Here is a 19,919-nt window from a genome sequence, read left to right as displayed (position 1 = left end):
AACTCCCAAAAATATAGAAATAAATCCTTTAATATTTTAAATCAAGGTTAAATGACATCTAATATTGTTATTTTTACAGGCATAAGCATATTTTTACTGCATGAATTACATCGCATCAATTGGCAGCTATTTTATCATGATAAGGGAGGTTTTCAAAAAACCTACAAAATGGCCCATAATGAGAAAATTAATTTTAAAAGAAATAGACGAATTAATTTACGGCTCTCTCGGGATTATTATTTTTATCTCCTTTTTTATTGGAGGGGTTGTCGCCATTCAAACGGCATTGAATATTACAAATCCGTTGATTCCGCGCAACCTTATCGGTTTTGCCACTCGGCAATCGGTGATTTTAGAATTTGCGCCCACTTTTACTTCCATTATCATGGCCGGAAAGGTAGGTTCTTATATTACCTCTAGTATAGGTACCATGCGAGTTACCGAGCAGATCGATGCCTTAGAAGTGATGGGGATAAACTCTCTTAATTATTTGGTTTTCCCAAAGATCATTGCCATGTTATTATATCCTTTCGTTATTGCCATAGCAATGTATGTTGGTATTTTCGGTGGATGGATCGCCGGTGTTTTTGGCGGATTTAGTTCTAGTGCCGACTTTATAGAAGGTATTCAGTTAGATTTTATTCCTTTTCACGTAGCCTATTCTTTTATAAAAACTATTGCATTTGCTCTTATCATAGCCACCATCCCTTCTTTTCACGGATTTTACATGAGAGGTGGAGCTTTGGAGGTCGGTAAGGCTAGTACGACGTCTTTCGTGTGGACCAGTGTGGTTATTATTATTGTAAATTATGTACTAACCCAATTATTATTAGGCTAATGATCAAAGTAGACGATATACATAAATCTTTTGGGGATGCCCATATTTTAAAAGGCGTGAGTACTCAGTTCGAGAAGGGAAAAACAAACCTTATCATAGGACAGAGTGGTTCGGGTAAAACAGTGTTTCTAAAATGCCTGCTAGGATTGTTTTCACCTGATAAGGGAAATATTATTTACAACGGTAAAATATACAGCAATCTATCCGGGGATCAACAAAGAAATTTAAGACAAGAAATAGGCATGGTATTTCAAGGAAGTGCCTTATTTGACTCCATGACTGTAGAGGAAAACGTTATGTTTCCTTTGGACATGTTTACAAAACAATCGAAATCTGAAATGCAAGATAGGGTCGATATCGTTCTGAGAAGAGTCAACTTAATTGATGCCCACCAAAAATATCCTTCTGAAATCTCGGGGGGGATGCAAAAAAGAGTCGCCATTGCCAGGGCCATTGTCATGAATCCCAAGTATTTATTTTGTGATGAGCCAAACTCGGGACTCGATCCTAAAACAGCCATACTTATAGACAACCTCATCCATGAAATCACCCAAGAATTCGATATCACTACAGTAATAAACACTCATGATATGAACTCAGTTATGGAAATCGGAGAAAAAATTATTTTCCTCAAAAATGGTTATAAAGAATGGGAAGGTAGTAATAAGGAAATATTCAAAACAGACAACAAAGCCGTCACCGACTTTGTTTATTCATCTGATTTGTTTAAAAAGGTGCGGCAAATGTATTTGGAAGAGCGAAATTAAAGCGGTTGTGTACCGCCTTAATTCAATTCTTTTTTCACCTGGATCTTTGGATCCTTTAAACGCAATTGCAACCATTTTGATAATTTTTCGGTCTGCTCATTCATCTGTCTTTCCGAAAGGCCATCCTTCCATTTTACTCTAAATACCGGAATAGTATCTAGGGTATTAAAGTCGGTCGAAATAGTAAAGGCAAATGCTATGCTTGCCATCGTATCATAATTTAATTTGGCCTCTTCACTAATATCTTGGAAAGGTATTTGTTTTTCGGCCATTTTATTCAATTTAGCCACCTCACTCCTCAATACCTGAATCTGCTGTTCCCTGCTTAACAATTCTGTCTTTTGGGACTCGTACAGTTCGTTTACATATTTCATCTGGTCTAATTCCAAGTTCTTAGATCCCTGGACGATTTTTAAATCGGTATTTTTCAATTTCGGATAACTGTCTTTTTGGGCATTCCATGTTGCTATCACGTTATCTGGTATTGGCTCACTCCCCATAAAGACCAACTCGATAAATCCGTTTACACCATGGTTATATTGGATTTCCGTTAAATTCTCCAAGTACCTCCCCTCTCCTGGCAATTTATAAGGAACGATATTTTGCTTCACAAAATCTTTTGCATCCTTTCTAAATATCGATTCTTGAAACACATCATAAAAAGTAAAGCCAGCTGGGATCATAACTGCAACAGCTACTATAGAAGCCATTCTAGCAATAAATCTCCTGCGTTGAGAATTGGCATAACGCACCATTGGGAAACGCAACACTTTAATAACTAAAAAGGTTGCCAAACCAATAAATATAGTATTGATAGTAAAAAGGTACATTGCCCCAGTGGCATAACTAAAATTCCCAATAGCCAATGCAAAACCAACCGTACAGAGAGGAGGCATTAAAGCCGTAGCAATCGCAACTCCAAAAATAACACTGGCGATGGTCCCTTTCTTCGCCCTAGCTATTACCAAGGCCAGGCCACCAAAAAAAGCAATTAACACATCCCTTATATCTGGAGCGGTACGGGCCAACAATTCCGATGACTCATCGCGTAAAGGAAAAAAGTAGAAAAACAAAAAGGCGGTAAATACACTTAGAACTACCATCACCGCAAAGTTTTTTATAGAGCGCCTTAAAGTATCTATATCATTAATCGCTAAGGACAGCCCTATTCCCAAAATAGGCCCCATTAGAGGGGAAATTAACATCGCTCCAATAACCACTGCCGTAGAATTTGCATTTAATCCGACGGAAGCTATAAAAATAGAACATATTAAAATCCACGAGGTATGCCCTTTAAAGGGGATATCGGCTATAATAGACTCCTTAGTAGCCTCTTGGTCCGTATTTTGCCTAATATCCAGTAAATCGACAAGAAATATCTTAATCCCTCCTAAAAGCCCCTTTAAATCCTTCTTTATTTCTTGTGTGTTTTCGTCAGCCAAGCGCTTTTCTCTATCTATTTCTGTATTTTCTTTCATATGTGTAGATCTCTAATGTTTTTTTAGCGGTCATATGGAATTCGCATATCGTCATTCGTTTTTGCGACCTATTTTCGGTCGTACTCAATTCATTATTAAATATATTCATCCCCAAATTTCTCCTTTACTCCTAAAAGCACCTTTTTGATATCTTGTTCTTTGGCCTTGGGATATATCAAAAGCACCTCTTCTTTATCTACTATGATATAATCGTTTAGTCCGTCTACCACCACTATTTTCCCCTTAGGAGAACGGATAATATTCCCTGTGGAATTCTCCGAAAGTAACCGGCAATTAACGACGGCATTATTATGTTCGTCCTTTTCCAATTTATCGTACAAAGACCCCCAAGTCCCCAGATCGTTCCAATCGAAATTAGCTGGCAAAACATAAATATTTTTAGCAGGCTCCAAAATAGCATAATCTATAGATACGTTATCGGCCTTGGGATATTGTTGTTTGATAAAAGTTTCTTCTTTGTCAGTGTTTAAAACTGGAATCCCGATTTCAAATAAAGAATATTGTTTGGGCTGATAAGTTTTAAAAGCCTCTAATATAGCCTTTGCGCTCCACATAAAAATCCCTGCATTCCACAAAAAATTTCCTTGCGCAATAAATTCCTTAGCCGTATTATAATCGGGTTTTTCTCTAAATTGAAGAACATTTTTTAAATTCTCTTCCTTCCCTTTTTCATATTCGATATATCCAAACCCAATATTGGGAAAAGTAGGTTTTATGCCTAGGGTACACAACACATTTTCTTTTTCGCATCGGCCAAAACATTCAATAACATCCTTAGAAAAGGCTTGTTCATCTTCTATCCAATGATCGCTTGGAGCCACTATCATAACAGCATTGGGATCCATTTTCTGTATTTTCAAAGCAGCATATAATATACAAGGAGCAGTATTGCGCATTGCCGGCTCTAAAACTAGTTGCGACGGCTTAACCATTGGCAACTGTTGCAAAACCAAGTCGTTGTATCGCTCATTGGTTAATACCAGTATATTTTCTTTGGGAATAAAATCAGAAAGCCTTTTAAAGGTTTTTTGTAACAGGGTCTCCCCGGACCCCAACATGTCGTGAAACTGTTTTGGGAACTCGGAGGTACTTGTCGGCCAGAATCTAGATCCAATACCACCTGCCATTAAAACCGCATAATAATTTTTCTTCATTAAATAATGCATTTAACTTTTTATCAACTCTACTTCTGCGTTTGGCTGAAAGAGGTAAACCTTCCCAGTTGCCATCTCAACGCACTCGTACCGTTTTATTTTTTTATACTTCTTCTGAAATAACTTCCCGTTATATATTCTAAAAATGCTGTCGTGTGGTAATTCAAATATATAACTGAGCTTTCTTTCTACATCATCAAACTGTTTTAATGCCAAGGATAAGCGTGCATCCGTATCACTGCTAGCTTTCGGATTCTTAAAATGATTTGCTAGGAACGGTAACAGTTCAGAAGGGAAAATTTCTGGACGAAGGAAAGGTAACATTAAATATTGAAAAGTTTTCTTCCATTCCAAACCGTGCGGTTTAATGTTATAACCATACTTCTCAAAAGCCATTAAATGCGCTATTTCATGAATCAAAGTAACCAAAAAACGGTACTTATTTAAGCTAGCATTTACGGTTATCTGATGGGAACCATTAGGCCTTCTCCTATAATCGCCATGTCTCGTAACCCTTTGATTAACAATTTTAAGGTTAACCCCAAATTGTTTTATTAATTCCAAACATGGACTCACTGCCCGTTCTGGTAGATACTTTTCTAAGATGCCCTGCATACCCGCAAAAATAGAAATTTTAAGATCCGTTTTGTAGGTGCTCCTCGATATTTAAATAAATTAGTCAACACCAGACCTAAAAACTATAATTTAACGCCTTTTTTAGATTTTAATTAACGATTAAAGATAACATCTTTCACCTAACTTTGCACTTTCTAGTGCCAATAGCTTTTATAAACTCGAATTTAAGAAATGAATAGTATAAAAACCACCAATAAACTATTACTGATTATAGTGATCCCATTAGTATTTTATTTGCTGAAACTATTATCGTTCATCTTCATACCCTTGGTGTTTTCTATGTTCATAGCCCTCTTGTTTTTACCATTAATGAGATGGTTGAGCAAAAAAAAACTACCTAGACCCTTTAGTATTTTTATAGTGATCCTAATTATTATAGGCGCTCTAAAAATTGGAGGCGAATTGATACAACTTACCAGCAAAGAAATCCTATCTAGTGATAAAATTTTCCTTGAAAAGGCTGAACCCAAACTGAAGGCCTTATTAGTTGGTATGGAACAATACTTTGGCATTCCTTATTCAGAGGACGAATCTATCTTAAATAATATAGTTCCCAAGGAAAGTATCGTAAAAAACTTTAGCTCCACCATTAATTTTTTGGGGAATACATTGACCATGACATTAATGACAGTGTTTTTCGTGGTTCTTTGGCTAGCAGAATCTATCAATGTTCAAAAATTGATGAATAGCACCATATTAAAGCAAAAACATACTTCAGTAAAGGCTTTTATGAAAATTGAAAATGACCTTATAAAATTTATCAAAGTTAAATTTCTCGTAAGTTTGTTTACGGGAATCGGAACTGGAATTGCCTGTGTTATTTTCGATGTTAGTTTTCCCATTTTCTGGGGACTATTTGCCTTTGCCATTAACTTTATTCAGATGGTAGGCTCCTTTGCCACCGTAATCTTATTAAGCATTTTTGCCTTTGTAGAATTAGACCCGAGCAGTACTTTATTGTTCTTTACGATTTCCATTACGGGAGTACAGGTACTATTTGGATCTATTTTGGAGCCTATTTTTATGGGCAAGTCTTTTTCTATAAACATCATTACCGTTTTGGTGATGTTAATGTTTTGGGGATTTATCTGGGGTATTCCTGGACTTATAATGGCCATTCCTATAACGGTATTCCTAAAGATTATCTTAGAACAGTTTCCGCAAACAAAACTCATTGCCGATCTAATTTCGGGATCGACGAAGCCTATAAATATCCCCTTGAAAAAAAAATAATTGCTTCTTAAAAGTTATTATAACTCAAACATTAAAAACCCCCTACCGGAATTCATAACATCCATTAGGGGGTTTCGTATTATTAGAAGACTTATCTCTAATATCATAACAACACTTGTCGTTACTTTTGACAAGGTGTTGGTAACTTTTATCTAAATAATACCTTTCAGCACTAGGGAGTACTATTGGAAACCTGCAACATTTTTCCATTGTACAACTTATTCCCTGTTAAAGCAAAGTCCATTATATAACTAGCCATTTCCAAAGCCGATACTTGAGCCTGATACCCTGGAAAAGCTTCCTGCAGCATTTCTGTGTTAACAGCCCCTAAGGCTAGGACATTAAAAGAAGGACCTGATTCTTTAAACTCTTCTGCCCATAATTCTGTTAGTGTAATTACGGCTCCTTTACTAGAGCTATAAGCCGATAGTCCAGGAAATTTCATACTTCCTTGCACACCCCCCATAGAACTAATTGTCACCACATGTCCAGTCTTAGGCATTAATGGGATTATTTTTTTAGTCAATTCGGCCACGCCAAAGACATTAACCTTGTATACCGCCTCAAATTCTTCCATGGACGACTCCAAAAAGGGCTTGTTCAACAATTTCCCCGCATTGTTAATAAGCACATCTACCTGCCTCCAATTTTCAGCCAAAAATGCATCCAATCTAGCATAGTCCGATGGCATGGAAAGATCAAAGGGAAAACTAAAAATATTTTTGTGGTTCAGTGCCGCTATAGGGGCGTCGTTTCTTGACAAAGCCAAAACCTTGTGTCCTTTATCTGCAAAGAGCTTGGCCATTTCAAACCCTATCCCCCTACTGCTTCCTGTAATAATAATATTTGCCATTACTTATAACTTATTTCTTTTGTTGGTGCATTGATAATTTTTTCCAGAACCGGAATGGTTTTATTTACCAAAAAACTCATGTGCTCCATATCTATCATAGAAACCTCATCACCTACCTTGTGATAATGATCAAAATTGGTAAAATCGAAAGTACAAAATGTTTGAGAGGGAACCCCAAAGGTTTCATGAAATGGATAATTGTCCGATCTTTTAAACAAATTATATTCCTTCGCGGTAGGCAAAAACCCAACGAGTTTGTCCTTGCCATAGGCGTTAAAAACATCCGCTAAATTAGAATTTTCATACCCGGTAACATACATCATATAGTCCTTATCGACCAAAGGAACCCCTACCATTTCAAAATTAAGCATGGTATATAAATCAAGCTCTTGTTCCTTCAATCTTTCCGCTAAGTGCTTAGCCCCTAAAAGTCCTTGTTCTTCCGCACTGAACAAGGCAAAAATAACAGATCGTTTGTTAGCCTTGGTTTGTCCAAAATAACGAGCAAACTCTAGCACAGTAGTAGTTCCAGATCCATTATCATTAGCGCCATTGGCTATATCATCTCCGGCTACTCCGGCAATTCTACCGATATGGTCGTAATGCGCTCCAATGATGACATATTCGTTTTTTAAATCCTCATCGCTACCTTCTATATAACCAACCATATTAAAGGTTGTTTTCTCAAAATTAGAAAGGGTATCCCGATAGCTAGTAAAAAAGGGTGCTATCCCATAATTTATAAAAAGGTCTTCTATATAGGCTGCAGCCTTATCTATACCCTCGCTTCCAGCTTCTCTTCCCTCTAATGCATCGGAAGCCAAATACCCCAAAATTTCGCTTACCCGTTCCTCCTTTGAAAACGCCAAAGGGGCATCTAAGTATTTTTCAACTGTGGTTAATTGATCTCCCTGAACACTTCCCATAGTAGGGGTTGACTCCTTTTGGGCGACTTCATTTGTATTATGAACCCCACAACTGGCTATTAATAGCAATAACAGTAAACTTTTAAAAATTCCCTTCATATCGTTGTTTATAATTGAATTAAATTTAACAAAAAAAAGCATCCCGTACAGTAGGATGCTTTTTGAATTATAATGTCGCGTCTTGAAATAAATTGACGGACGAATTTGTCATTTATGCCAACATGGTCACAGGATTCTCCAGATATGCCCTTAGAGTCTGTAAAAACTGAGCTCCTGTTGCTCCGTCCACCGTTCTATGATCACAAGCCAAAGTAACTTTCATAGTACTACCAACAACTATCTGACCATTTTTAACTACCGGTTTTTCTACGATCGCTCCTACGGATAAAATAGCAGAATTTGGTTGATTGATAATCGAAGTAAACTCGGTTATTCCAAACATTCCAAGGTTAGAAACGGTGAAAGTACTGCCTTCCATGTCTGCTGGTGCAATTTTTTTGTTTCTTGCCTTACCTGCCAAATCTTTAACAGAGGCACCTATTTGGGTTAAGCTCTGCTGATCTGCGAACTTGATCACAGGAACTAACAGACCATCCTCCACGGCCACGGCTACACCAATATGAACATGTTGGTTGTAACGTGTCGTATCGTTGTTCCATGAAGTATTAACCTGTGGGTGTTTTTTCAAAGCCATAGCACAAGCCTTTACCACCATATCGTTGAACGACACCTTGGTATCTGGCAGACTATTGATCTGTGTTCTAGAAATTTTGGCATAGTCCATATCGACCTCAATAGTCAAATAATAGTGTGGTGCCGAAAATTTAGACTCACCCAATCTTTTCGCGATTACCTTTCGCATTTGCGAATTCTTAACCTCTGAAGTGCTTTCTTCTCCTACGGCCAGAGCAATAGGTGCAGGGGCCGATGGCTTAGCTGCTTGGGTTGCAGCAGGAGTTGTTGCTGCAGCTTGTTTAGGCTGATATGCTTCCACATCTTTCTTTACAATTCTTCCCTGATCGCCACTACCTTTTATATCTCTTAGGTTTATTCCTTTATCCTTGGCAATTTTCCTTGCCAATGGGGAAACAAAAACACGTTCACCATCTTGTGCAACAGCCTCGGTAGTTGTTGCCGATGGAGCTGCTTCGCTGGTTACTTTTTCAGTTTCTTTAGAAGGGGCCTGCTTTTTAGGAGCACTGCCTTTCCCCGCATTCAATACTGCATCTACATCGGTGCCTTTTGGCCCAATAACTGCCAATACTGAATCAACAGGAGCAGTTTCACCTTCCTGAACTCCTACATATAATAGTACCCCAGAATAGAAAGATTCAAATTCCATGGTAGCTTTATCGGTTTCAATCTCCGCAAGAATATCTCCTTCCTCAACATCATCCCCTACTTTTTTCAACCAACTGGCCACAGTACCTTCTTCCATGGTATCACTTAGCCTAGGCATCTTAACAACCTCTACCCCTTCAGGAATATCTTGGCTGCCATTTTCGTTGCTGACCTCCTCTTCGCCAGCCGTTTCAGTGGTTTCTTCCACCTCGGTATTAGAAGCTCCGTTAATCAATCCTGAAATATCTTCACCTTCTTCACCAATAATGGCCAAAAGAGAATCGACTGGTGCGGTATCGCCTTCTTTTATCCCAATATATAACAATACCCCTTCATTGAAAGATTCGAACTCCATTGTAGCCTTATCTGTTTCAATTTCTGCTAGGATATCTCCTTCTTCTATGTTGTCTCCTACTTGTTTCAGCCACTTAGCAACAGTACCCTCCTCCATGGTATCGCTAAGTCGCGGCATGTTTATTACTTCTGCCATTTACTTATAGTTTATGTTGTACAAATGGAAAATCTTCTTGGTCGTATACCATATCATACAATTGGTTTACTGGTGGATAATCGGATTCTTCCGCGAATTTCTCACATTCATTAACTAATTTCTTAACCCTTTTATCAATTCCTTTGATTTCCTCCTCTGTAGCGTAATTATTTTCTTTGATTACGGCTAATACCTGAGAAATTGGGTCAATTTTTTTGTATTCTTCTACTTCTTCCTTCGTCCTATAATGCTGGGCATCAGACATAGAATGTCCTCTATACCTATATGTTTTCATTTCCAAGAAAGTAGGCCCTCCTCCAGATCTAGCACGTTCTATAGCCTTGCTCATTTCCTTGGCAACGGTTACAGGATCCATACCATCTACTGGTCCACATGGCATTTCATAGCCCAACCCTAGTTTCCAAATTTCTGTAGAGTGCGAGGTTCTAGCCACAGAAGTACCCATAGCATAGCCGTTGTTCTCACAAATGAAAACTACTGGCAACTGCCACAACATAGCCAAGTTAAAGCTTTCGTGAAGTGCTCCTTGTCTCACCGCTCCGTCACCCATATAACATAGGGTCACAGCATCTCTCTTAAAATACTTATCAGCAAAAGCCAATCCTGTTCCCAAAGGTATTTGTCCACCTACAATTCCGTGACCACCATAAAAACGGTGCTCCTTAGAAAAAATATGCATAGAGCCACCCATTCCTTTAGAAGTACCGGTAACTTTACCGTATAACTCTGCCATTACATTCCTAGGATCGACTCCCATTCCTATCGGCTGAACATGATTCCTGTACGCTGTGATCATCCTATCCTTAGTCAAATCCATTGCATGCAATGCTCCAGCAAGAACTGCTTCTTGACCATTGTACAAGTGTAAAAATCCACGAACTTTTTGTTGAATGTATACTGCAGCTAGTTTATCTTCAAACTTTCTCCAGAACAACATGTCCTCATACCATTTAAGGTAGACCTCTTTGGTTACTTTTTCCATTAATTGTTGATTTTGTAATATTTCCCTTTACCCAATACCTGGTTATGATAAAAACGGAGAACAAAAATACATATATAATTCAACAGGAAAAAAATTTAAATAAAAAGCTTTTCACAAAGCTATAATCTGAACCAAATTCGGCTATTTTTAAGAAAAATTTAAAAATAAGGTTCAAAAAAAAGCAAAAAACATTTTTTTATAGGTAAGACTTGTTAAAGGCAAGGGGAAGAATATCAGAAATAGATTGACACTTAAGCACCTCCCCTGTTTCTCCCATTAAAATTATAGCGATTGGTTGCTCTTGTTTTACTTCATATTCTGAAATAACCTGTCTACAACTCCCGCAGGGAGCCGCTGGTTTATCCATACAATAATTTTGGGAAGTAGCACTAATAGCAATACTTCTAATAATTGCACCTGGATATTTTGCCGAGGCGTAAAACATGGCTACTCTTTCTGCACAAAGTCCTGCAGGATAACAGGCGTTTTCCTGATTATTTCCGATCACTACTTCTCCGTTATCTAATAAGATAGCGGCGCCGACATTAAATTTCGAATAGGGCGAATAAGCATCCTTCCGTGCATTTACGGCAGTTTCCATTAATTCTTGATCCTTCCGTTCCAATTCATCCTTCGTCTCATAAACCATAAGATCGAAACTAATTTTCTGCTTTTTCATGGACTACACCTTAATATATTACGGGCTAAATTTAGTAAAAAACCACTTAAGAAAAGCTGTTCTCTACGCCCCTATATTTTCTGGCCACGCAACTTTCCCTACAACACCTGTGCTAAGTTAAAGGTTAGAGAGAAGCGAAGGGTATTCTCTAATGGATTTCTTACTTGTGAGGTTGAGAATAGATATGATAAATCCATTTCAGCAGATTTAAATCTGAATCCAGCCCCTAGGGTAAAGTATTTACGCGAACCTTTTAATTCGCTTTCGTGAAAGTACCCAGTTCTTAACATAAACGATTCTTGGTATACATATTCTGCCCCAAGCGCCCATGTAATTTCTTTAAGCTCTTCACTAAATCCACCTGGTGCATCGTTAAAAGATTTAAAGACTCCTTCAAAAAAAGTAATGTTTTGGTATTCTTCATTATCGACCTCATTAATTTTTCCATCATCATTAAAATCTTTCGGAGTAGGCACCAATAATTTATTAAACTCTGTAGTAACAGATACTACATTGTCAAAATCTAAAATGAAATCGAAACCAAGTCCAACTTTTAAATTGGTCGGCAAAAAGTTTTCCTGTCCACCGTTGTCGTATTTGATCTTCCCCCCTAGGTTAGAGAGGTTAAACCCGGCTCTCCAACGCCCGTCAAAAGTATTATAGGCTCTTTCACGTGATTGGTAATATCCTGCTACGTCTACAGCGAAAGAACTAGCTGCTCTAGAATCTTCAAAACCGTCATCGGGCAGTTTTAAATTAGAACTGATAAAACGACCTCCTACGGCCATAGAAAAAGTTTCGCTGAGCTTTAAGGAATAAGAACCATCAAAAGCAACCTCATTAGGCTTTGCAGGCCTTCCCGGATCCCCGGCAAATTGTCTTAGCTCTATCTCTCCTAGAGTAAAATACCGTATTCCAAAGGCATAGGCACTGCGATCATTTATTTTACTAAAAAACCCAGCACTCAATAAGGATATGTCAGTAATGATACTTTCTAAATATGGGGTATAACTTAATCCTAGACCGGTTCTCTCTTTAGAAAAGGCGAATTTTGCTGGATTCCATTGTTGTGAAAAAGCATCTGTAGAAGTAGCTACTCCCATATCGCCCATACCAGAAGCCCGTGCATCGGAAGCGATGGTCAAAAATGGAACCGCCGTAGTAATAACCCGCTCTTCTTGAGCCATAACCTTCCCCATAAACACTACAAGAACCAGTGTTACTATTTTTTTCATTTCCCCCATTATAATGTAGTAGTTTTCTAAAAAACTGTAAATCTAGTTAAAACTAATAAAACCTATCCGTAACAATGAAACGATCTTTTTCAACTTATCTTGTGCAAACAAACTCTTTTTTTAAAAAAGAATTATATTCCTTATTTATAAATAGCAATAAACATTATTAATTTTACAGCCCAATTAAGAATCTCTTTTTTAATTTTACAGATTTCTTGGGAAGAAAAAATAAAAGTCCATACTATAATATATTTTAAGTCGTTATTCTTGTGAAGCATCGGCACTAAGCCATAGATATATTTCGTAAAATATCAGACAAGTGATAAAATATTCTATCTTAATTGCCGTTTTATTAGCCAATAGCGACATAAATTTTTAACAAAAATAAGAATAACAATCCCCTTTAACAGAGGTTTGTTTCTGAACACAAGTCCAAATTATGAAAAAACAATTCATCAAAGTTGTACTTTCTTTCGCAGTGATTGCAGGTGGTTTTACAAGTTGTAAAAACTCCTCTTCCAAAAATGTTTCGAGAGCCACTGGCTGGAAGATCAATGCCAAAGAAGGTGGATTTCAATACAATTCAGACTTTAAAGAGCAAGCAACAGCTCCAGGTCTGGTTTTTATTGAAGGAGGTACATTTACAAAAGGCCAGGTACAGGATGATGTGATGCACGATTGGAACAACACTCCTACTTCACAACATGTACAATCTTTTTACATGGATGAAACTGAGGTTACCAACGTTATGTATCTGGAATATTTGGATTATCTAAAAAGCGTATATCCACCATCAGATTCTAAGTACGCCCACATTTATACCGGAGCATTACCAGACACCTTGGTATGGAGAAATAGGCTGGGCTTTAACGAAACCATGACCAATAATTACCTGCGCCACCCTGCTTATGCGGAATATCCAGTGGTTGGGGTAAATTGGATACAGGCAACTCAATTTGCGGAATGGAGAACAGACCGTGTAAACGAGATTATGTTAGAAAGAGAAGGATACCTATCTAAGGACGCCAAATACAAGGTGATTTCCGGCGAAGTAGGAGGCGGTTTTAGTACCGAAGCCTATTTAAACAAACCAGAATCTGTATACAACGGCCAAATAGATTCACTTCAAGGAAAAAGAAAGAAAGACTCCATTTCTTCTTTTGCCAAAAGAAGTAGCGGTATCATTTTACCAGAATACAGATTGCCCACAGAAACCGAATGGGAGTATGCAGCCCAAGCACAGATCGGCAATAGAGAATACAACAATTATAAAGGAAGAAAAAAATATCCTTGGGCGGGCGATTACACCAGAAACGGACAACGCGTGGGCAGAGGAGATCAATTAGCTAATTTCAAACAAGGAAAAGGTGATTATGGCGGTATTGCAGGCTGGTCCGATGACGGAGCCGATATTACCGCAGAAGTAAAATCATACAAACCTAATGATTTTGGCCTATACGATATGGCAGGCAACGTTGCCGAATGGGTGGCAGATGTATACAGACCAATTGTAGACGATGAAATAAGCGACTTTAATTATTTCAGAGGAAACGTTTATATGAAAACAGCCATCGGAAAAGACGGCAAGGTACATGTCATAAGAGATTCTATTGTATACGACACCCTTCCCAATGGCAAGATTATGGCCGTAAATTTACCAGGGGAAATAAAAATGATTCCAGTTGGAGAAGAAGAAACTTTCTTAAGAACCAATTTCTCCTCTAGTGACAACCGTGGCTATAGGGATGGCGAACCCGGGTCTACTAGATTCTACGACCGTTTTAATGATGATGATGATGAAGAAAATAAAATTAAAATGTACAACGCTCCCGTAAGCAAGGTTCAGGTAGACGAAAGAGGCGAACTTGTTAGGGCTTATGACAAATCTAACACTAGAACGTCCTTGATAAATGACGAGGTAAGAGTATTTAAGGGAGGATCATGGAGAGATAGGGCCTATTGGCTAGATCCAGCTCAAAGAAGATATCTACCACAATACATGGCAACAGATTACATAGGTTTTAGATGCGCCATGTCTAGGGTCGGCTCAAAATCCAAGAGTAAAAACAAAACTCCAAGAGCTAAAAAAGTCAGATAAGCAATTTCATAAATAATTCATAAGAAGCCCTTTTCAAAAAGGGCTTTTTTTATATCTTCGGTTTATGACACTTGAAGCACTACACCAACTCTTCTTAGAGTTTCCCAACATCTGTACGGACAGCAGAAAGATAACCGACAACTGTATTTTTTTCGCCTTAAAAGGAGATAATTTTAACGGTAATGCCTATGCTGAAGAAGCCTTAAAAAAAGGTGCTTCTTATGCCGTAGTCGATGAAAAACGTACCGATCACAATGACCAGATTATTGTAGTCGATGACGTCCTTTCAACTTTGCAACAACTTGGCCAATGGCATAGAGATTACTGCAAAGCTACCGTTATCGCCCTTACTGGGAGCAACGGCAAAACAACTACCAAGGAATTGATAGCCTCGGTGCTTTCCAGAAAATTTAAAATCATCGCTACCAAAGGTAATTTAAACAATCATATCGGTGTTCCCTTAACCCTTCTCTCCATTACCCCCGAGACGGACATTGCCATCGTTGAAATGGGCGCCAACCACCTAAAAGAAATAGAATTCCTTTGTAAACTCGCGAAACCAGATTACGGCTATATAACCAATTTCGGAAAGGCACATTTAGAAGGCTTTGGAAGTGTCGAGGGCGTTATTAAGGCCAAGGGCGAGCTATACGATTACCTTATCCTAAACAAAAAACACATTTTCTTTAACGGAGACGACCCAATACAAACCAATAGACTTCACTCATACCCTCATAAATCGGGCTATAGCGATAATAAACAGTACTATCCCATAACATTTCTAGATGCCGATCCGTTTGTACGCTTAACCGTAGAAAATTTAACTATACAAACTCAATTGGTAGGGCGCTATAATTTTACAAATTGCTGTGCCGCTATTTTAATAGGACACTATTTTAAACTAACATTAGACCTCATTAAACAAGGCATAGAAAACTATTCTCCTCAAAACAACCGCTCCCAAATTATAGAGAAAGATGGCTACCAAATTGTTTTGGATGCCTATAATGCCAATCCCACAAGCATGAAACTGGCTTTGGAAAATTTTAAGGAACTAAAAGCGAGCAATAAGGTTGTTTTTTTAGGCGATATGTTTGAACTGGGAAGCTCATCAGAAAAAGAACATCAAGAATTATCAGATCTTGCCATAAGCATGAATTTTGATGCCCTGTTTTTGGTAGGTGAAAACTTTTACAAAACAAAAAACAGCCTTACCAAGTACAGATCGTTTGATGAGCTGGCTCAATATTTAAAAACAACAAAATTTAAAAAGTCCACCATTCTGATCAAAGGTTCCAGAGGCATGGCCCTAGAACGAATACTGGAACTGCTGTAGTAGAAAGCAGTAAGAAAGAAAATTACTGTAGTGGGACATACTGGATTCGAACCAGTGACCTCTGCCCTGTCAAGGCAGCGCTCTAAACCAACTGAGCTAATACCCCATTAAATTATTACCGCAACAAACATACATTAAAATAAAGTAACTGTCTAAAATTCTTTTCAAAAAAATTAGACAGTTACTATTACATTCTAACCGTTACCCATAGTTGCAAACCAAATTTTATTCAGAGTTTCCAAAACTAAACACCTCAGAAGGGGTTCTTGCCTCACGGAGTATTTTTTCTATCTCTTCAACAATTTCAGGGTGCTCGTCCGCTACATTATTTTCTTCCTTCACATCCTTGGAAAGATCATATAGTTCTAGTTTTGCAGAAGGATTTTTCAATACATTATACTTTACAGCCTTCCAATCTCCCATTCTAACTGCCTGTCTTCCACCTAACTCATGAAATTCCCAATACAGATATTCATGCGCTTGTTGTTGATCTTCATTCCCCAATAAAGTTGGTAAAAAAGAAATACCATCTAAACCATTTTTCTTTTTCTGCCCTGTAATTTCCACGACTGTTGGAAATACATCCCAGAAAGCCGATACATGTGACGTTTTAGAACCTTCTTTAATTTTCCCTGGCCATTTAACAATCATTGGAACACGAATTCCACCTTCGTATAAATCTCTCTTATACCCTTTTAAAGAGGCATTGCTATTAAAATAATCGGGATCTGCACCACCTTCTTTATGAGGACCGTTATCGGAAGCAAAAATAATAATGGTATTGTCTGCGATCCCCAAATCCTCTACCTTCTTCATAATTTCACCTACCTGCTCATCCAACAAGGTAATCATAGCTGCAAAAGCCGCCCTAGGCTCCGGTTGTGAACCATATCCTCCAATTTTATAACCACGACCACTATCCACACCCTTGTATGGTTTTTCAGGGGCAAATTTCCCACTAAACTTATTGTGAACATCCTCTGGCACTACCAATTCGGCATGCGGAATTATAGAGGGCACATAAGCAAAGAAAGGAGTGTCTTTATTCTCTTCTATAAACGCTATGGTTTTTTCATGAATAAGAGTCGGTGCATAGGTTCCCTTATTAAAACCAGAATTTGCAGGCAAGACAATAGAATCCTGATTTGACCATAAATGGTAGGGGTAATAATTATGCCCAATCATTTGGCAATTATAGCCGTAGAAAGTATCAAATCCTTGGTAATTTGGATCTCCTTCAGAACCAGGGTAACCAAGACCCCATTTTCCAAAAGCACCTGTGGTATACCCTGCTTCTTTTAAAAGCTCGGCTATCGTGTAAGTATCATCCGGAATCGGGTATTGTCCTTCTGGATTAATTTCATAATTCCCTCTTACCACCGTATGTCCTGTATGCATCCCTGTCATCAATGCAGATCTAGAAGGAGCACAAACGGTGCTACCGGAATAATGTTGAGAAAACAACATACCCTCAGCAGCCAATTTATCGATATTTGGAGTCTCAAATTTCTCTTGTCCATAAATACCGAGATCGCCATACCCTAAGTCATCGGCCAGAATATAAATAATATTCGGCTTATCTACCCTTACCGCATCGGTAGATGATATACTTCTATCTTGGGCAACAGTAGACTTATTACTTAAAAAATTACAGGAAACAAGCCCTAAAGCAGCAATAGCCATTAGGACACTAACACTTTTAATATTCATTTACTCTAGTTTTAATTAACCAAACATACGAAGTTAACACAAGTCTCAATAAAACATTAGCCTGATATTAATTAAATCTAACAAAATTGTATGGATTAGACTCTCAAATATTTTTGCATAAACACAACTTTTGGTCATGATCCACGTAGAGGCTTCGGGCTTTAAAAGCTTCCAAACAGTGGCTAACAGTATCAGCGTTAATTACAGAACTATCCTGAACTATTTTATAAATAAAAGTACGAATGCCTCGGCAGAATCATTCAATGCAAAAATTAAAGCGTTCAGGGCACAGTTCAGAGGGGTGAAAAATGTAGAATTCTTCCTTTATAGATTAACCACAATTTTTGCATAAACACAACAATTGGTCATGATCCGATTAGACTCTCAAATATTTTTGCATAAACACAACTTTTGGTCATGATCCGTAAAAACCCAGATTTTGGACTTGATCCATAAACACAACAATTGTTCTTGATCCGTCTATATTTTACAACCTCATTCCAGAAATAAGGTATAATAACAAAAAAAGGCTTCCAATTTCTTGGAAGCCTTTTCTACTACTGTGGGCCCTACTGGATTCGAACCAGTGACCCCCTGCTTGTAAGGCAGGTGCTCTGAACCAACTGAGCTAAGAGCCCTCTCTCGAGGATTGTATTTCAGTCTTTCGACTTTGATAAAAAGAAGCTTCCAATTTTACCTAGAAGCTTCCTTCTTATCGTGGGCCCTACTGGATTCGAACCAGTGACCCCCTGCTTGTAAGGCAGGTGCTCTGAACCAACTGAGCTAAGAGCCCTCTTTCGAGGAGTGCAATTCAGTTGCTATAACCGCGTTGCGAGTGCAAATGTAAGCTTGTTTTTCGTTTCACCAAAATAAAATCGAAAAAAAAATTAAATAATTTCTGCTACCACAAAAGTACTCCCACCAACATAAATAAAATCGTCTTTATCAGCAGCTTTTTTTGCCGCTTCAAGCGCCTCATTTACAGAATTATAACTCCTCCCAACCAAGCCTAGCTCATTGGCATGGGACTTTAACACAGTTTCATCTAGTCCCCTTAAAATATTTGGTTTACAAAAGTAATAGGTGGCATTTTTTGGAAAAAGAGGAAAAACTCGTTCTAAGTCCTTCTCCTTTACAAATCCCAAGACCATATGTAAGTTCCCGTATTGTTGTTGTTTTAATTGTTCCATGACTATTGTCAGGCCTTCAGTATTGTGAGCCGTATCACAAACTACTGTCGGCTCTTTCCCTACAAGCTGCCAACGCCCCAAAAGGCCGGTATTTTTTACCACATTCAGCAATCCATCGCGAATATGACTTTCCCGCACCTCAAAACCTTTTAATTCCTTTATAGCCGCAACAACCCCCTTGATGTTTTTAGACTGATAATTCCCCAACAAAGAGGTTTTATACTTAGCAGGAGTTACTTCACTACCAAAAATGATTTTAGCCTTATTTTCATGGGCTACAGTACTAAATACTGCCGCTGTTTCTTTTTGAAGTTCACTGATAACTACTGGAACACCTTCCTTAATAATTCCCGCTTTCTCAAAAGCAATTTTCTCGATGGTATCTCCCAATAACTCTACGTGATCGTAACCGATATTCGTAATTAGGGAAACTTCTGGAGTAATGATATTAGTAGAGTCCAATCGCCCTCCCAATCCGACTTCTATAATCGCTATATCGACATTTTCCTTAACAAAATAATCAAAAGCCATTCCGACGGTCATTTCAAAAAACGACAAACGATGCGCTTCAAAAAACAATTTATTGTCCTTTATAAAATCTACGACAAAATCTTCCGAAACCGGAACACCATTAATTCGTATACGCTCCCTAAAATCTTTTAAATGCGGTGAGGTATATAAACCTACGGAGTATCCAGCCTCTTGCAATATGGAAGCCAACATATGGCTACTAGAACCCTTGCCATTGGTCCCTGCCACATGAATACTTTTGAATTTTCTTTCGGGATTTCCCAAATAAGAACTGAGCGCGTAAATATTATCTAATTTGGCCTTATAAGCCGAATTTCCGTTTTGCTGGTACATTGGAAGTTGGCTAAACATCCAATCCAGAGTCTCCTGATAGGTCATTTTGACGAACCTTTTTTTTTTA

Annotated in this window: 17 protein-coding genes and 3 tRNA genes; 6 read left to right on the top strand and 14 right to left on the bottom strand. The window is 38.1% G+C overall.

What is annotated here, in order from left to right; genetic code table 11:
* Positions 1-100: 100 nt before the first annotated feature.
* On the top strand, positions 101-838 hold the full coding sequence (locus tag BUA16_RS06185; protein ID WP_072763861.1) for an MlaE family ABC transporter permease: 738 nt from the start codon (positions 101-103) through the stop codon (positions 836-838).
* Positions 838-1,605 carry an ABC transporter ATP-binding protein gene (locus tag BUA16_RS06180; protein ID WP_072763859.1) on the top strand — a complete coding sequence of 256 codons (768 nt, stop codon included), beginning with the start codon at positions 838-840 and terminating at the stop codon, positions 1,603-1,605. The genes BUA16_RS06185 and BUA16_RS06180 overlap by 1 nt, the downstream gene beginning before the upstream one ends.
* 17 nt (positions 1,606-1,622) lie before the next feature.
* Here BUA16_RS06180 and BUA16_RS06175 read toward each other — a convergent pair whose 3' ends face one another.
* From BUA16_RS06175 to BUA16_RS06165, 3 genes are all read right to left on the bottom strand, one after another.
* On the bottom strand, positions 1,623-3,083 hold the full coding sequence (locus BUA16_RS06175) for a DUF389 domain-containing protein (protein WP_072763857.1): 1,461 nt from the start codon (positions 3,081-3,083) through the stop codon (positions 1,623-1,625).
* A gap of 95 nt (positions 3,084-3,178) precedes the next feature.
* Complete coding sequence (locus BUA16_RS06170; protein ID WP_072763856.1) at positions 3,179-4,258, bottom strand: mannose-1-phosphate guanylyltransferase; 1,080 nt, start codon at positions 4,256-4,258, stop codon at positions 3,179-3,181.
* A gap of 12 nt (positions 4,259-4,270) precedes the next feature.
* Positions 4,271-4,873 (bottom strand): SprT-like domain-containing protein, encoded by a 603-nt coding sequence (locus BUA16_RS06165; protein ID WP_072763854.1) that lies wholly within the window; start codon positions 4,871-4,873, stop codon positions 4,271-4,273.
* Positions 4,874-5,065: 192 nt separating this feature from the next.
* Here BUA16_RS06165 and BUA16_RS06160 point away from each other — a divergent pair, with 192 nt between their 5' ends.
* Entirely contained in the window at positions 5,066-6,127 is a 1,062-nt protein-coding gene (locus BUA16_RS06160) for an AI-2E family transporter (RefSeq protein WP_072763852.1), read from the top strand.
* Between the two features lie 172 nt (positions 6,128-6,299).
* On the opposite strand, the gene BUA16_RS06155 is transcribed toward BUA16_RS06160, so the two are convergent.
* The 6 genes from BUA16_RS06155 to porV form a co-directional block, all read right to left on the bottom strand.
* A complete protein-coding gene (locus BUA16_RS06155) occupies positions 6,300-6,980 on the bottom strand; it encodes an SDR family NAD(P)-dependent oxidoreductase (RefSeq protein ID WP_072763850.1) in 681 nt (226 codons plus the stop codon).
* Positions 6,980-8,005, bottom strand: a complete 1,026-nt coding sequence (locus BUA16_RS06150) for a M28 family metallopeptidase (RefSeq protein ID WP_072763971.1) — start codon at positions 8,003-8,005, stop codon at positions 6,980-6,982. Before BUA16_RS06150 ends, BUA16_RS06155 begins: the two co-directional genes overlap by 1 nt.
* A 112-nt stretch (positions 8,006-8,117) precedes the next feature.
* Positions 8,118-9,737: a pyruvate dehydrogenase complex dihydrolipoamide acetyltransferase gene (locus tag BUA16_RS06145; protein WP_072763849.1), complete on the bottom strand. Its 1,620-nt coding sequence runs from the start codon at positions 9,735-9,737 to the stop codon at positions 8,118-8,120.
* A 4-nt stretch (positions 9,738-9,741) separates the two neighbouring features.
* Positions 9,742-10,740: a pyruvate dehydrogenase (acetyl-transferring) E1 component subunit alpha gene (gene pdhA, locus BUA16_RS06140; protein ID WP_072763838.1), complete on the bottom strand. Its 999-nt coding sequence runs from the start codon at positions 10,738-10,740 to the stop codon at positions 9,742-9,744.
* 196 nt (positions 10,741-10,936) lie between these two features.
* Positions 10,937-11,419, bottom strand: a complete 483-nt coding sequence (gene cdd, locus BUA16_RS06135; RefSeq protein WP_072763836.1) for a cytidine deaminase — start codon at positions 11,417-11,419, stop codon at positions 10,937-10,939.
* A gap of 98 nt (positions 11,420-11,517) precedes the next feature.
* A complete protein-coding gene (porV, locus tag BUA16_RS06130) occupies positions 11,518-12,654 on the bottom strand; it encodes a type IX secretion system outer membrane channel protein PorV (RefSeq protein WP_072763970.1) in 1,137 nt (378 codons plus the stop codon).
* 439 nt (positions 12,655-13,093) lie between these two features.
* Here porV and gldJ point away from each other — a divergent pair, with 439 nt between their 5' ends.
* A complete protein-coding gene (gldJ, locus tag BUA16_RS06125) occupies positions 13,094-14,752 on the top strand; it encodes a gliding motility lipoprotein GldJ (RefSeq protein WP_072763834.1) in 1,659 nt (552 codons plus the stop codon).
* A gap of 64 nt (positions 14,753-14,816) precedes the next feature.
* A complete protein-coding gene (locus BUA16_RS06120) occupies positions 14,817-16,088 on the top strand; it encodes a UDP-N-acetylmuramoyl-tripeptide--D-alanyl-D-alanine ligase (protein ID WP_072763832.1) in 1,272 nt (423 codons plus the stop codon).
* A gap of 31 nt (positions 16,089-16,119) precedes the next feature.
* Here BUA16_RS06120 and BUA16_RS06115 read toward each other — a convergent pair.
* Both BUA16_RS06115 and BUA16_RS06110 read right to left on the bottom strand, forming a co-directional pair.
* Positions 16,120-16,194: transfer RNA gene (locus BUA16_RS06115), tRNA-Val, on the bottom strand.
* Positions 16,195-16,313: 119 nt separating this feature from the next.
* Positions 16,314-17,798 (bottom strand): arylsulfatase, encoded by a 1,485-nt coding sequence (locus tag BUA16_RS06110; protein ID WP_072763831.1) that lies wholly within the window; start codon positions 17,796-17,798, stop codon positions 16,314-16,316.
* A gap of 136 nt (positions 17,799-17,934) precedes the next feature.
* Between BUA16_RS06110 and BUA16_RS06105 the strand changes: the two genes are divergently transcribed.
* Positions 17,935-18,150 (top strand): transposase, encoded by a 216-nt coding sequence (locus BUA16_RS06105; protein ID WP_072763830.1) that lies wholly within the window; start codon positions 17,935-17,937, stop codon positions 18,148-18,150.
* A 211-nt stretch (positions 18,151-18,361) separates the two neighbouring features.
* On the opposite strand, the gene BUA16_RS06100 is transcribed toward BUA16_RS06105, so the two are convergent.
* The 3 genes from BUA16_RS06100 to BUA16_RS06090 all read right to left on the bottom strand — a co-directional run bounded on the left by BUA16_RS06100 (position 18,362) and on the right by BUA16_RS06090 (position 19,897).
* Positions 18,362-18,436 (bottom strand) — tRNA-Val (locus BUA16_RS06100).
* Positions 18,437-18,516: 80 nt separating this feature from the next.
* Positions 18,517-18,591, bottom strand: a tRNA-Val gene (locus BUA16_RS06095).
* A 94-nt stretch (positions 18,592-18,685) separates the two neighbouring features.
* Positions 18,686-19,897, bottom strand: a complete 1,212-nt coding sequence (locus BUA16_RS06090) for a bifunctional folylpolyglutamate synthase/dihydrofolate synthase (RefSeq protein ID WP_072763829.1) — start codon at positions 19,895-19,897, stop codon at positions 18,686-18,688.
* Between the last annotated feature and the right edge of the window lie 22 nt (positions 19,898-19,919).

It is taken from the genome of Arenibacter nanhaiticus (assembly GCF_900141935.1).
In the GTDB taxonomy this organism is placed as follows: Bacteria; Bacteroidota; Bacteroidia; order Flavobacteriales; family Flavobacteriaceae; genus Arenibacter; species Arenibacter nanhaiticus.
Note: the sequence above shows the minus strand (reverse complement) of the source record. Positions and strands in the feature narration are given on the sequence as shown.